At 56.3% G+C, this 12,106-nt stretch carries 14 protein-coding genes and 1 pseudogene; 8 read left to right on the top strand and 7 right to left on the bottom strand.

All coding sequences use genetic code 11. The features are described 5' to 3' along the window. Positions 1–61: 61 nt before the first annotated feature. Positions 62–445, bottom strand: coding sequence for a response regulator (locus ACRQ1B_RS16585; protein ID WP_432294879.1), 384 nt, complete (start codon positions 443–445; stop codon positions 62–64). Between the two features lie 275 nt (positions 446–720). Between ACRQ1B_RS16585 and ACRQ1B_RS16580 the strand changes: the two genes are divergently transcribed. After that, positions 721–1,539 carry an alpha/beta fold hydrolase gene (locus tag ACRQ1B_RS16580; protein ID WP_432294877.1) on the top strand — a complete coding sequence of 273 codons (819 nt, stop codon included), beginning with the start codon at positions 721–723 and terminating at the stop codon, positions 1,537–1,539. Positions 1,540–1,636: 97 nt separating this feature from the next. On the opposite strand, the gene ACRQ1B_RS16575 is transcribed toward ACRQ1B_RS16580, so the two are convergent. Further along, positions 1,637–2,026 (bottom strand): response regulator, encoded by a 390-nt coding sequence (locus ACRQ1B_RS16575; protein WP_432294875.1) that lies wholly within the window; start codon positions 2,024–2,026, stop codon positions 1,637–1,639. 225 nt (positions 2,027–2,251) lie between these two features. On the opposite strand from ACRQ1B_RS16575, the gene ACRQ1B_RS16570 reads away from it, so the two are divergent. The 6 genes from ACRQ1B_RS16570 to ACRQ1B_RS16545 all read left to right on the top strand — a co-directional run bounded on the left by ACRQ1B_RS16570 (position 2,252) and on the right by ACRQ1B_RS16545 (position 7,067). After that, on the top strand, positions 2,252–2,569 hold the full coding sequence (locus tag ACRQ1B_RS16570) for a PepSY domain-containing protein (RefSeq protein WP_432294873.1): 318 nt from the start codon (positions 2,252–2,254) through the stop codon (positions 2,567–2,569). A gap of 29 nt (positions 2,570–2,598) precedes the next feature. Then, complete coding sequence (locus tag ACRQ1B_RS16565) at positions 2,599–3,201, top strand: general stress protein (protein ID WP_432294871.1); 603 nt, start codon at positions 2,599–2,601, stop codon at positions 3,199–3,201. A gap of 68 nt (positions 3,202–3,269) precedes the next feature. Then, positions 3,270–3,806, top strand: a complete 537-nt coding sequence (locus tag ACRQ1B_RS16560; RefSeq protein ID WP_432294869.1) for a YciE/YciF ferroxidase family protein — start codon at positions 3,270–3,272, stop codon at positions 3,804–3,806. Between the two features lie 89 nt (positions 3,807–3,895). Next, positions 3,896–6,043 carry a catalase gene (gene katE, locus ACRQ1B_RS16555; RefSeq protein WP_432294868.1) on the top strand — a complete coding sequence of 716 codons (2,148 nt, stop codon included), beginning with the start codon at positions 3,896–3,898 and terminating at the stop codon, positions 6,041–6,043. A gap of 345 nt (positions 6,044–6,388) precedes the next feature. Beyond that, the gene (locus tag ACRQ1B_RS16550; RefSeq protein WP_432294866.1) at positions 6,389–6,763 is read left to right on the top strand and encodes an ArsR/SmtB family transcription factor; all 375 of its coding nucleotides are present in this window, start codon (positions 6,389–6,391) and stop codon (positions 6,761–6,763) included. 37 nt (positions 6,764–6,800) lie between these two features. Next, positions 6,801–7,067, top strand: coding sequence for a DUF982 domain-containing protein (locus tag ACRQ1B_RS16545; protein ID WP_432294865.1), 267 nt, complete (start codon positions 6,801–6,803; stop codon positions 7,065–7,067). 291 nt (positions 7,068–7,358) lie between these two features. Here the strand turns inward: ACRQ1B_RS16545 and ACRQ1B_RS16540 are convergent, their stop codons facing one another. Then, positions 7,359–8,003: a TetR/AcrR family transcriptional regulator gene (locus tag ACRQ1B_RS16540; RefSeq protein WP_432294863.1), complete on the bottom strand. Its 645-nt coding sequence runs from the start codon at positions 8,001–8,003 to the stop codon at positions 7,359–7,361. Between the two features lie 111 nt (positions 8,004–8,114). On the opposite strand from ACRQ1B_RS16540, the gene ACRQ1B_RS16535 reads away from it, so the two are divergent. Then, the gene (locus tag ACRQ1B_RS16535; RefSeq protein ID WP_432294862.1) at positions 8,115–9,041 is read left to right on the top strand and encodes an NmrA/HSCARG family protein; all 927 of its coding nucleotides are present in this window, start codon (positions 8,115–8,117) and stop codon (positions 9,039–9,041) included. A gap of 289 nt (positions 9,042–9,330) precedes the next feature. Here ACRQ1B_RS16535 and ACRQ1B_RS16530 read toward each other — a convergent pair whose 3' ends face one another. The 4 genes and pseudogenes from ACRQ1B_RS16530 to corA all read right to left on the bottom strand — a co-directional run bounded on the left by ACRQ1B_RS16530 (position 9,331) and on the right by corA (position 11,645). After that, on the bottom strand, positions 9,331–9,735 hold the full coding sequence (locus ACRQ1B_RS16530) for a VOC family protein (RefSeq protein WP_432294861.1): 405 nt from the start codon (positions 9,733–9,735) through the stop codon (positions 9,331–9,333). A gap of 173 nt (positions 9,736–9,908) precedes the next feature. Next, positions 9,909–10,124 (bottom strand): annotated as a pseudogene (locus tag ACRQ1B_RS16525) (SDR family oxidoreductase); the annotation flags it as partial. Positions 10,125–10,132: 8 nt separating this feature from the next. Beyond that, entirely contained in the window at positions 10,133–10,432 is a 300-nt protein-coding gene (locus tag ACRQ1B_RS16520; protein ID WP_432294860.1) for a hypothetical protein, read from the bottom strand. A gap of 238 nt (positions 10,433–10,670) precedes the next feature. Next, a complete protein-coding gene (gene corA, locus ACRQ1B_RS16515; RefSeq protein WP_432294859.1) occupies positions 10,671–11,645 on the bottom strand; it encodes a magnesium/cobalt transporter CorA in 975 nt (324 codons plus the stop codon). Between the last annotated feature and the right edge of the window lie 461 nt (positions 11,646–12,106).

Below are 12,106 nucleotides of genomic sequence, written 5' to 3'. Positions count from 1 at the left end.
TTGTTGGTTGGGGCGACCGTTTGATATATCTAGTCAATCGCAGCCCAGATGCCAACACGTATCAGTTTATGGGCAGGATCGGATCCCGTCGCTCGAGCTCTTGGAGCGTCTCGATCACCAGCGCCTGGTTGAGGGGTTTACCAAGGAACCGTGCGCCTTCTGGTAGGTCTCCCGCCGCCGGCGTCACTGCGCCTGAGGCAACGACGACGTGAACACCCGGCCAGTGCTCCCCGACGTAGCGGGCCAATGCGAGGCCATCCATCTTGCCTGGCATCTGAACATCCGTCATCAAAAGTTTCAGGGAGCCATATTTTGTCAAAAGCTCGACGGCTTCGTCGGCGCTTCGTGCCTCAATGACATGGTAGCCGGCCGATGTGACCATATCGGCTGTATCCATGAGAATGAGTGGTTCGTCGTCAACAACCAAGGCGATGGGATCTGGCATTACATTAAGGCTCCTATGTCCAAGCCTAGTAAGCGCCCATCACACCTTCTGTTCCGAAAAGAAGTTTTATTATGTCAACTTAATGGTCTCCGGCCAATCCAGACAATCAACGACGATGAGCGACTGAGCACCATTCGAAGGCGTGATGTTTCCTGGAGGGACCGGGACGCGTCGTATCAGGTACGGACAGCAGCCCCGTCGTGCCTCGACCAGCGATTGCAAGGAACCTGTTGCGCTCCCGGCGGTTAATCCCCGTCGATTAAATGGAGATACCTATGGCTTTCGTGGAGACAAAAGACGGGGTGCAATTGCACGTCAAGGATATTGGCAAAGGTCGGCCGGTGGTTTTGATCCATGGCTGGCCCCTAACCGGCGACATGTTCGAATACCAAACGCTGGCACTGCTGGAGTCAGGACACCGGGTGATAACCTATGACCGCCGCGGATTTGGTCAGTCCGGGCACCCGGCTGAGGGATATAATTATGATACCTTTGCCGACGACCTCGCGAGCGTTATCGAAGAACTCGATCTTCGCGATGTTGCCCTCGTCGGCTTTTCGATGGGTGGTGGCGAAATCGCCCGCTATCTAAGCCGCCATGGCGCATCCCAGATTTCGAAAGCCGTGCTGGTGGCATCCGTCGCTGGCTATCTCCTGAAGGATGATACCAATCCAGACGGTGTGGACGCCAGTGTCTTCGAGGATATGAAATCGCAGATCCGCAAGGATCGCTTTGCATTCCTGCAGGATTTCGCAAAAACCTTCTATGGCGTTGGCTGGGTGACCAGCCCGGTGAGCCAGGGTGTTCTTGATTGGTCATTCACACTTGGCATAATGGCGAGCCCAAAAGCCACGATCGACTGCGTCGACGCCTTCGGCAAAACGGACTTCCGCCCTGACTTTGCGTCATTCACAATCCCAACGCTCGTTATCCATGGCACCGCCGACAAAACGGTTCCAATCGACCCATCGGGCCGGGCGGCAGCCACCGGCATCCCTGGAGCCCGTTTGATCGAATACGAGGGTGAGCCACATGGTCTGTTTGCAACGGCGCCGGATCGTCTCAACCGAGACCTGATCGAATTTCTCGGCTAGGTAAGCAGCAGACAATTCGGAAATAGAGGCGGGGCAATCCCGCCTCTATTCGTATCGGAATGGCTCTTGCGCCGTGCAAAGCAGAGATCGGTTGCGCCTAATAGTGTTTCTCTGCACGAGCCAGCGCCTCGATGGAATCGACGAGACGGCGGTGGTCATAAGGCTTGGGAAAAAACACGTCGCGCTCGGTCAAGCTGCCTGACGCAAGACGGACCATTCCGGACGTGACAATGACCCCGATATGGGGCCAACGTTGGCGTACCAGCCGCTGAAGATCAATACCGTCGATTGATCCCGGCATGTTTACATCCGTGAATACAATCTCGACATCGTCGCGAGCTTCCAGCACAGCAACAGCTAGGTCTGCGTTAGGCGCTTCGAGAACAATAAATCCGGCGTCATCAAGGACATCCAGGGCATTCATTCTGATCAACTCTTCGTCTTCAACGACGAGAACAGTGACCGGTTTATTATGTTGTGACGCCATCGCAGCCTCTTTTCAGCGCGATCAACTAGCGTTTCACAGGAATTAGGCAAGCACAGCTGTGACCTTTGGAGACCTAAAGCCCACGCATTCATGACCTTTCGTATCCGACACTGAGGATGCGTGACTGAAAGCACAATTCCCGGTTTATTTCGGAACGAATATGCTCGGCGGAGGTTAGATGCTCACGGGTCTGTGAATACTGATCCGATACGAGAGGAAACCTCAGTGAAAAACATAATCCTTGCCGCGGCGCTCATCAGCGCGTCCGCTCTGTCTGCGCATGGTCAAACGACCCCGGCGGCGAACTCGAGCGGCGACACCCCGGCAGTAGCAACGCCTGAGTCCAAAAATGCGACCGCACCCGTCGAGGGCGCCAACAGCTTCACACAGGACCAGGCGAAATCCCGGTTCGAAAAGGCAGGCTTTTCCGACGTCAAGAACCTGATGAAGGATGACAAAGGCATCTGGATGGCGGCCGGGATGAAGGACGGAAAACCCGTCAATGTCGCCCTCGACTATCAAGGCAATGTCGTCGCCAAATAATTCAACAGTTTCAACAGGAAATTTTGATCATGAAAACTGTAACAGGACTTTTCGACGACTATTCCGACGCTAGCGCCGCGGTCAGCGCGCTCGAATCCGCCGGCGTTCCGTCCAAGGATATCAGTATCGTTGCCAACAACGCCGACAACCGCCATGCGGATACGTCGAATGCGACAGAAGGTGCCGGCACGGGCGCCGGGATCGGTGCAGCCGTCGGCGGTGCAGGTGGTCTGCTGACAGGCCTTGGCCTGATGGCCATTCCTGGTGTTGGGCCGGTCGTTGCGGCCGGTTGGCTGGCGGCAACCGCAGTAGGCGCGGTCGCGGGTGCGGTTGCCGGCGGTGCGACGGGCGGTATCATCGGCGCCATGACGCGTTCTGGCGTGTCTGAAGACGATGCCCATGTCTATGCGGAAGGTGTCCGCCGTGGCGGCTCGCTTGTCACGGCCAAGGTCGACGACACGCTTGTTCCCGAGGCCGAAGCCATCCTTCAGCGTTCAAACTGGGTCGATCCGGCCGAGCGTCGTGCATCCTATAACGAACACGGCTGGACCCGCTTCGACGATACACTTGATCCCTACAAGGCCAACGAAGTTGAAGAAGAACGCAGCCGTTACCGTAGCGCTGCACGCTGATCCATATCGCGTTCGTTCCAGGCGCGACGTCTAGCATTTGCATAAATTTTCAACCTAAGGATACTCAAATGGCTACCGAAAAGACATTGAACGACCTCTTCCTTGACACTCTCAAGGATATCTACTTCGCGGAAAAACAGATCTTGAAGGCCTTGCCGAAGATGGCGCGTGCCGCTCAGTCTGAAGAAGGCAAGGCCGGCTTCCTGCAGCATCGTGACGAGACCCAGGGACAGATCGAACGTCTCGAACAGATATTCGAGCTACTCGGCAAGCCGGCCCGTGGCAAGACCTGCGAAGCCATCCAGGGCATCCTCGCCGAGGGCGAGGAGATCATGGAAGAATACAAGGGCACCGCAGCGCTCGATGCCGGCCTCATCTCGTCGGCTCAAGCCGTCGAGCATTATGAGATGGCCCGTTACGGGACCTTGAAATCCTGGGCCAAGCAGCTCGGCGTGAAGGAAGCCGTTACCCTGCTTGATGCCACCCTGCAGGAAGAAATCGCCACCGACCAGAAGCTAACGGCTCTCGGCGAAGGGACAGCCAATGCCAAGGGCACGGGCAACGCCTCGGCCACCGCCAAACCTGCGCTGAAGAAGGCCAGCTAAACTCCTCCGCGAATAATCAGGCCGCCTTTCGAGGCGGCCTTTTTGTTTCAGGTCACCCATTTCCAGATCCCTATCCAGGAGCTTGATCCATGGCCAAAAAACCAGCGACCGCGTCGGCAGAGCCTAAACTTGTCACCGCGACTATTCACGATCAGAAACTGACGCGTGGTGCCGGTGGGGAACTTCACCAGATCGCTGGGGGCGACACGCCGGTAATGACGACGGCCCAGGGCGGGCCGGTCTCCGACGACCAGAACTCTCTTCGCGTCGGCGCGCGCGGCCCGCTGGTCGTCGATGATTTTCATTTCCGCGAGAAAATGTTCCACTTCGACCACGAACGAATTCCCGAACGCGTTGTACATGCCCGCGGCTATGGAGCTCACGGTTATTTCGAGACATACGAGTCCTTCGCCAAATACACCCGCGCCGACTTTCTCCAGCGCGCCGGCGAGAAGACACCAGCGTTCGTGCGATTTTCGACGGTCGCCGGCAACAAGGGTTCTGCCGATCTGGCGCGCGACGTGCGCGGTTTCGCGGTGAAGATCTACACGAAAGAGGGCAACTGGGATCTCGTCGGCAACAACATTCCTGTCTTCTTCATTCAAGATGCCATCAAATTTCCCGACCTGATCCATGCCGCCAATCAGGAGCCTGATCGGGCTTTCCCGCAGGCGCAAACGGCGCATGACAACTTCTGGGATTTCATCAGCCTGACACCGGAAAGCATGAACATGGTCATGTGGATCATGTCGGACCGAACTATCCCACGCTCGTTGCGGTTCATGGAAGGGTTCGGCGTCCACACCTTCCGCCTGGTCAACGCCAAGGATGAATCCACCTTCGTCAAGTTTCATTGGAAACCGAAGCTCGGCCTGCAGTCGGTCGCCTGGAACGAGGCGGTCAAGATCAACGGTGCCGATCCGGATTTCCATCGCCGCGATCTCTGGAATGCGATCCAGTCCGGCAACTTTCCGGAATGGGAGCTGCAGGTCCAGCTCTTCGACCAGGCGTTCGCCGACAGCTTCGACTTTGACGTGCTTGATCCGACCAAGATCATCCCGGAAGAAATCCTTAAACCCCAGCCGATCGGCCGGCTTGTGCTCGGTCGTATGCCGGACAACTTCTTTGCCGAAACCGAGCAGGTCGCCTTCATGACTCAGAACGTGCCGCCGGGCATCGACTTTTCCAACGATCCGCTGCTGCAAGGCCGCAACTTCTCCTATCTCGACACGCAGCTAAAACGGCTGGGCGGACCGAATTTCACCCATCTGCCGATCAACGCGCCGAAGTGTCCCATGCACAATTTCCAGCAGGATGGCCATATGGCGATGCGCAATCCGGTTGGACGCACCAACTACCAGCCGAACTCGCATGGCGAAGGCCCAAGGGAATCGCCAACACGTGGCTACCGTCATTTTCCAGCCGAGGAACAGGGCACCAAGGCGCGGCTGCGGCCGGAGAGCTTTGCCGATCACTACAGCCAGGCTCGCCAATTCTACATCAGCCAGACTGGTGCCGAGCAGCGCCACATTGCCTCTGCTCTGACCTTTGAGCTGAGCAAGGTCGAGGCATTGGTGATCCGGGAGCGGATGGTGTCGCATCTGCTCAACATTGATGAGACGCTGGCAACGACCGTCGCCCAGAAGCTCGGGTTCAAGGCGATGCCGAAGCCGGCGGACGCCGCCATGCCCACCCGTCAGGATCTGGAGCCTTCGCCGGCGCTCAGTATCGTCGAACGTGGCCCCAAGCGTTTCGAAGGCCGCAAGCTCGGCATCCTTGTGACCGATGGCGTCGATGTAAAGCTGCTGAAGGGCCTGAGCGACGCTATTGTCAAGGAGAAGGGTGTCGTCGAGCTGATCGCGCCAAAGGTCGGTGGTGTGACAGCGGCCGACGGTACGCTGATCGACGCTCAACATATGATCGATGGCGGCCCATCGGTGCTGTTCGATGCGGTTGCTTTGTTAACATCCGCAGCCGCAATCGAAGATATCGTCAACGAGGCTGCAGCCCGCGACTTCGTCGCCGACGCTTTCCAGCATTGTAAGTTCATCGGCTACGCCCCGTCGGCTCTGCCCCTCTTGGCCAAAGCCGGAATTGCGGACGCACTGGACGAAGGTGTTGTTACGCTGCCCGGTGGAGAAGGACCATCAGCGTTCGTGGCAGAACTCGGCAAGCTGCGTGTCTGGAGCCGCGAGCCGTCTGTGAAGCTCGGAAAAGCGTCGCCTCCAGCAACGTGAGACAAAACAGCTGCGGCATCCACCGCCACTGTCACTTTGAATCGCTGAGCGGTCGACGAGAGTCGGCCACTCAGCCCACCACCGAACTTCTCAAAGATACGAGCCTTTGCTTCGCAAGCTGGTCCAAAAACTGAGGCGTTCATCGACACTGCGAAGTGGAACGTCCAAGCCCGACGAGAAGCCTAAAACACTTATGTTGCATATGCTCACGATAGGTGAGACTGTGCATACCTTGCCGCCCCGCTGCGGCATTCTCGGGAACAGCGGTTCCCGATCGCGCTTTCGTATATCCCGCAGACGTACCTGTCCCATGATGGGGAGGATGTTGTGCGCCCGGAGCTACTAATGCCGACAACTATATACTCGGAGACCTTCCTGGCGAAGGCGGCCGAACTGCTGTCCGCCATGGCCAACCACAAGCGAATGCTGATACTCAATATCCTGAGCAAGCAGGAGGTTTCAGTCGGCTCGCTTGCCGTCATGACGGAGCTCAGCCAATCGGCCCTTTCGCAACACCTCGGGAAGCTCAGGGGCGCGAAACTCGTAAAAACCAGGCGGGATGCACAAACAATCTTCTACAGATGCGATTCGGACGCGGTCAAACAGGTGCTAGGGACTCTTTCGAGCCTCTTCGGGAAAACTCAAAAAACAGCAGAAATTGTAGACATTCCGGGCCAGAAGCTTTCGGCGGTCAGCACTTCAGTGTTTCTCCCCGCATGACCTCGCTTCAGTCAGTCTACAACCTCATGAGGACGCGATGGGATTAGTCGCAGTCGACTTCACAGTGCGTTGGAAGTCCCCCGTCTATGTCGGCGATGGCCCGCTTTTGACCAAGACAATCTCGGGTCCCGCGGACGCCCTGCGGCATATGAAAAACCTGACCCATAGGTCCGGTCCGATATACTGGCGCGCTTTCGATCTCTGTCAGCACGCCCTCACCAACGGTGTTCATCCCGAAATCTCCCGGTCCCATTTCATAGCCGCTTGCGCGGATGCAGATGCGAGACGGCTAGAGGAAGACTGACCCACGTCGTTGAGAAGGATGTCGGATCACCCCGAAGAGCACACGGTTTGTAACGCGAAATTGCGACCTCGTATGTTTGCAGCTTCCTGGATTGGTCAGCTCTTGAAGGCATACGAACCGCCAACCCCTCAGTTTCAAAATTGTCCGAAACAATTCTCAAATATGCGCAACTGCTTCCTCTTGAGAATGGGCGGGATTAGGCCGGCGATCTCGGCAGCTCTGCACAGAAGCGGTCGTAATCGGACGGTCACCCATAACGGAAGCAGGGAAAGTTGCTGCAAACGTGATCGATTATTCCGCAGCACGTCTCCCCATTATCAGGACCATTAGCACTTCATCGACTAACGTTATCAGACGTTCGCGAGGAACGGATCTTCCATCCGGTCCACCATTATGGGCAAGAAGCGCTATCACCGTATCACTCAAAACGTCGAGCGCGACCTCCGACAGATGCCGATTCCCCTCATCGGCTGCTCGTTTGGCCAGAAACTCTAGTTCCGCTCTGACAAACTTGCTGAAACGATTGGACAATGTTCGATAAAGATCAGGGTGCGACCGTGCCATCTCGAACGTCGCAGTTGCGATCTCAGGACGATCATCGCAGTTGCCGGCCTGCTCCATCAAAGCGACCAGATCGTCTCGCAGCGAAGTACCGGTGTAGCTGGGTGGCTTCATTGGACTGAGGGTAGCGACGGCGTCGGCAACAACATCCGCTTTTGCGGTCCAACGTCTGTAAAGCGTAGCTTTCGATACGCCTGCCCGCGCCGCAACGTCGGTCATTGTCAGACCGTGGTAGCCCTTCTCTGCGAGGAGTTCGAGCGCCGCCTCGATGATGGCGTCGTCCCGGCTTTTGTCCTGAGAGCGCCCTCGGTCTGCTGGGGGCAGGCGGCGCTGATGTTCGTTCGACTGTGTGCTCATGGCCAACATATAGATCATAAAAAACGAAACACAATCTTTCCGAAACTATTGCGTTTCGTATTGTGGCTCCTATCTTGGGTCGGAACCTCTACGGCGAACGACGCCCTAAAACTCCAAGAAAGGATTTTTATGCCCGCTTCATCTAACCCTCCAATCCTCGTCACAGGTGCCACGGGTAAACAAGGCGGCGCTGTTGCCGCCGCCCTTTTGCGAGCTGGCCGTCCCGTTCGCGCTATGACACGCGATCCTCAGTCCTCTGCGGCACAAGCGCTAGCGGCACAGGGCGTCGAGGTCGTGAAGGGTGACTTCAACGACATCGCCAGCCTCGATGCCGCGTTGGCCGGCGTGGATGGCGTCTTCTCGATGCAAATGGGTTCGCATCCTGGCGACCCGGAAACCGAGGTCGTGACGGGCAGGACGTTGATCGAGGCTGCAAGCCGCGCTGGCGTGCGAGTGGTTGTTCACACATCGGTGGCGCGTGCGGGCGATCAAAAGAACTTCGTCGGGTGGGATGAGGGACGCTGGGAACCACTATATTGGAACAACAAGTCCGCTGTGAACGAGATAGTCAAGGCGGCAGGCTTCGCCTATTGGGTGATCCTCAAACCGTCTTTGATCATGGAAAATCTCGTTCCTCCTATGGTGAAGACAATGTATCCCACACTGGCCGAACGTGGCCAGTTCGATACTGCGATTGCGCCTGATACCCCTCTCGACTGGATTGCAGCGCACGACATCGGTGCGTTTGCCGCCGCAGCCTTTGCCGATCCGGAGCGTTTCCACGGACATGAGATCGACCTCGCAGGCGACACAATCACATTGCCTGAACTCGCGAACAAGTTGGCCAAGGCTACTGGGAAACCGGTCTCTTCCGTCTGCTCTTCCGAGGACGAACTGCTAGCAAGAGGCGTCAATCCGTTGGTTGCGAGGAGCGAAACATGGAACAACGTCGAGGGCTATCAGGTCGATCTTGATGCCGTTCGTGGCTGGGGTTTGCCGCTGACAAATCTCGATCAGTTCATTGAGCAGAACCGCGGCAAGTTCGTCATCGGATAATCATCCTCCAGTCTTAGGTCCCAGGGAGCATGGATGATCTCCATCGCGACCAAGATTTTGAAGCTGGCAAGATTGAATGCTGGTCGGTGTTGATATTCTACATCGATCAGCCCGTCTTATCGGCGTCCGCGCTTAAGAGCCATCGCGCGGGCCGGCTATTTCTGGATCAGTCGCGCAGCGGCGGTGGTGTTTACACAAGACGTGTGGCTCGGTTGCCCGGGTGAGGAAATTCCGGGCAGAGCGTGTCGACTAACCGAGCCACGCCAATTAGCTGTTGGTCGTTTACCGATTAGGTTCGTTCGACCACGACGGAATCTGCACTGCGGAAACTTGGGGCATCACAGACGGCTTCAATATTGTTCCCATCTGGATCGAGCACAAAGGCTGCATAGTATCTGTCGTGGTATGGCCTCAGGCCGGGCGCTCCATTGGGACGGCCTCCGGCTTCGAGCGCCAGCCGGTAAAACGCGTCCACGTACTCTCGTGAGCGAGCCTGAAAAGCCAAGTGGATTCGCGACACGTAATCATCGGCAGCATCCACATAGATTTCATCGATCACAAAGTGATCTGCCCCATCTTCGAAAACGCCTTCAAGATGAAGCGAATCACAGATCGCGCGATAGAACCTACGGCTGGCCTCGAGATCGGAGACCCGAAGATGAATATGATCGATGACGCGACCCAAATGATACATGCCAATTCTCCAAGCGCGCGACCGCACATCAAAACACCAGCTAGAAAGCCTTAAACCCTGTGACGGTTCCCCAGAGCTGGCAGATGCCTCGGCAGCCTGAGAGGCTCTGGCAAGCATGGCGATGCGGCCGATACGGATATGGCTGCATCGCCTTCATCATCGCGCGTCGCACACTAGAGCACCCAGCCGCCATTTATCGTCAAGCTGGAACCGGTCATGTAGGAGGAGCCAGGGCCAGCAACGCGCTTTATGGGGCTACGCTCGGACATGTACTCCAAAGCGCCTGCATTCATTTCAGTATCGGTCGGGCCGGGCTGCACGTTGTTCACTGTAATGCGTCGGGGTGCCAGATCAAGCGTCAAGCCTTTGACCATCGCCGCGACAGCAGCCGAAATATTCAGAAAAGGTTGTTTTGGTATACTAGAAAGAGAATGGCGAATGTAATGGCGCCAATTGCCGGCAGGCCAAAGTTCGTCAGCTGTGAGGTCCGGCTCCGGCGAACGATCGCAACCCCCAGAACGCAGAGAGACCAGATGAATGTGATGATAATAAGCAACCAGGAATAAATGAACGGTCCCAGGTCATAGCCCCCACCGCCGATTGATGGGCCATTGTTTATATCCCACTGCGCTGCGACCAAGGAAAATACGGGTATCGCGAGGATCGCAAGCCATATCCAGAACGACAATTTGATCACCAGCACGTCCTCATGCCCACACTGAGCTGGCCATCATAGATGGAAGGCATGGGGTTAAAACTTACACCGGTCGGTCTGTCCCGGTTTGATGCCTCTTATGCCGCCAATCGAGCAAAGTGCTGCAAATGTTCTCAAACCCGCCAACATCCTGATCCTATTGCTGGTCACGATCCTTGTGACCGTTATCCTCGCCTACGCTTTTTCGAAGCTCAACCTTTGAGGCGATACGCTTACCGGCTTAAAACCAGCCTTTGCGCCAAAACCATAGCAGAGGCACGATCGCACTGAGAATGATGATCGCCCATGCGAACGGATAACCCCACGTCCAGCCAAGTTCGGGCATGAATTTGAAATTCATCCCCCAGATGCCCGCCATGAGAGTGGGTGGAACGCCGACAACAGAGGCAATCGTCAGCACTTTGAAGATATCGTTCTGCTCGATGGTGATAAATCCGAGAACGGCATCAAGGAGAAACTGTGTCTTATCGGAGAGATGGGTCTCGTAGTCGCTGAGAGACGTGACATCCTTGGTGACCGCATGCAGCTGATCGCGAGCTTCGTCCGTCAGCATCTCGTGACAGATATCGACGGTGAACGCCGCAATCCTGCCAACCCCCAGCAGGACGTCTCTGGCCTTCGATGAACGATCGCCCAGAGCACCGACCTTTGCCAAGGCATTCCTGAGAGTGAGATTTGTGCTCCTCGGCGAAATCGAGCCCCTCAGGTTTCCCTTGAAGACAGACCGCGAAACCTCGTCAACCGCCGTCGCGATATGCTCTAGAACATCGGCGCCTCGATCGACAATCGCTTCCAGAAGCGCGATGAAGACGCCAAATCCGCTCGTAAGCATTTTGTCGTGTCGCAGTCGCTCCACTACCGCATCGAATGTGGGCAAGTTTTCGAACCGAATGGTGATAAGCAGATCTTTGCCGACGATGAATCCGGCGGGAGATAATTCAGCGTGCTCGAGCGTGGCATGGCCGATCACAGGCGCGCTCAAATAGAGATGGTCACCCTCCTTTGCCAATCTGCTTGAGACCTCGATCTCACTGAGGTCTTCGCGCGAGGGGACGTGCACTTTCGCTTTCTGCTCAACAAACGCGATTTCCTGTGCAGATGGATTTAGCAGATCAATCCAAATGACGCCTTCTGGAAGAGCACCCTCACCGTCTAGTGAACCAGCGTCGGGGCCATCCGGGTATATTTTGAGCACAACTATCTTCCTAGCGGCATTCGATATCGTCCCAAGATCGTAGTCCGAATTCCGTTATTTAAACAAGGATATCGACGTGGTCGCAATACTGTGGAAGCATTGCCGCCCCTGAGTGTCGATTATCGCGAGGCTTTGCCCCCCTTTTCTATTTTACTGCGATCCACACGAACTCAAAAACGTTGTTTTTGGTCAACGACATATACCGGATTAGGTAGGACGATGCGAAATGGAGAAGTGGAGGAAATGCTGAAACTCAACAAAAACACTCAGCCACAAGTCGGGCCCGACGTATTGGCGCGCCATCGACCTGTGCCAGCACGCCCTCACCGACGGAGTTCACCCTGAAGCGTCACGCCCGCACTTAATCGCAGCATGTGCCGGCGCCGATGCAAGACGAAAGCATGATGACTAGATGGTAACTCAGACGGCGAGACGGTTTCCATCAATGGTCAGCGTCACGT

The organism is Endobacterium panacihumi, assembly GCF_050847465.1.
Lineage (GTDB): Bacteria > Pseudomonadota > Alphaproteobacteria > Rhizobiales > Rhizobiaceae > Neorhizobium > Neorhizobium panacihumi.
Note: the sequence above shows the minus strand (reverse complement) of the source record. Positions and strands in the feature narration are given on the sequence as shown.

Bases quoted from the DNA above. Each gene is read 5' to 3' on its own strand.
- katE (WP_432294868.1), top strand. From the start codon at position 3,896: ATGGCCAAAAAACCAGCGACCGCGTCGGCAGAGCCTAAACTTGTCACC.
- ACRQ1B_RS16575 (WP_432294875.1), bottom strand. From the start codon at position 2,026: ATGGCGTCACAACATAATAAACCGGTCACTGTTCTCGTCGTTGAAGAC.
- ACRQ1B_RS16545 (WP_432294865.1), top strand. From the start codon at position 6,801: ATGGGATTAGTCGCAGTCGACTTCACAGTGCGTTGGAAGTCCCCCGTC.
- ACRQ1B_RS16535 (WP_432294862.1), top strand. From the start codon at position 8,115: ATGCCCGCTTCATCTAACCCTCCAATCCTCGTCACAGGTGCCACGGGT.
- ACRQ1B_RS16585 (WP_432294879.1), bottom strand. From the start codon at position 445: ATGCCAGATCCCATCGCCTTGGTTGTTGACGACGAACCACTCATTCTC.
- ACRQ1B_RS16550 (WP_432294866.1), top strand. From the start codon at position 6,389: ATGCCGACAACTATATACTCGGAGACCTTCCTGGCGAAGGCGGCCGAA.
- ACRQ1B_RS16560 (WP_432294869.1), top strand. From the start codon at position 3,270: ATGGCTACCGAAAAGACATTGAACGACCTCTTCCTTGACACTCTCAAG.
- ACRQ1B_RS16565 (WP_432294871.1), top strand. From the start codon at position 2,599: ATGAAAACTGTAACAGGACTTTTCGACGACTATTCCGACGCTAGCGCC.
- ACRQ1B_RS16530 (WP_432294861.1), bottom strand. From the start codon at position 9,735: ATGTATCATTTGGGTCGCGTCATCGATCATATTCATCTTCGGGTCTCC.
- ACRQ1B_RS16540 (WP_432294863.1), bottom strand. From the start codon at position 8,003: ATGATCTATATGTTGGCCATGAGCACACAGTCGAACGAACATCAGCGC.
- ACRQ1B_RS16580 (WP_432294877.1), top strand. From the start codon at position 721: ATGGCTTTCGTGGAGACAAAAGACGGGGTGCAATTGCACGTCAAGGAT.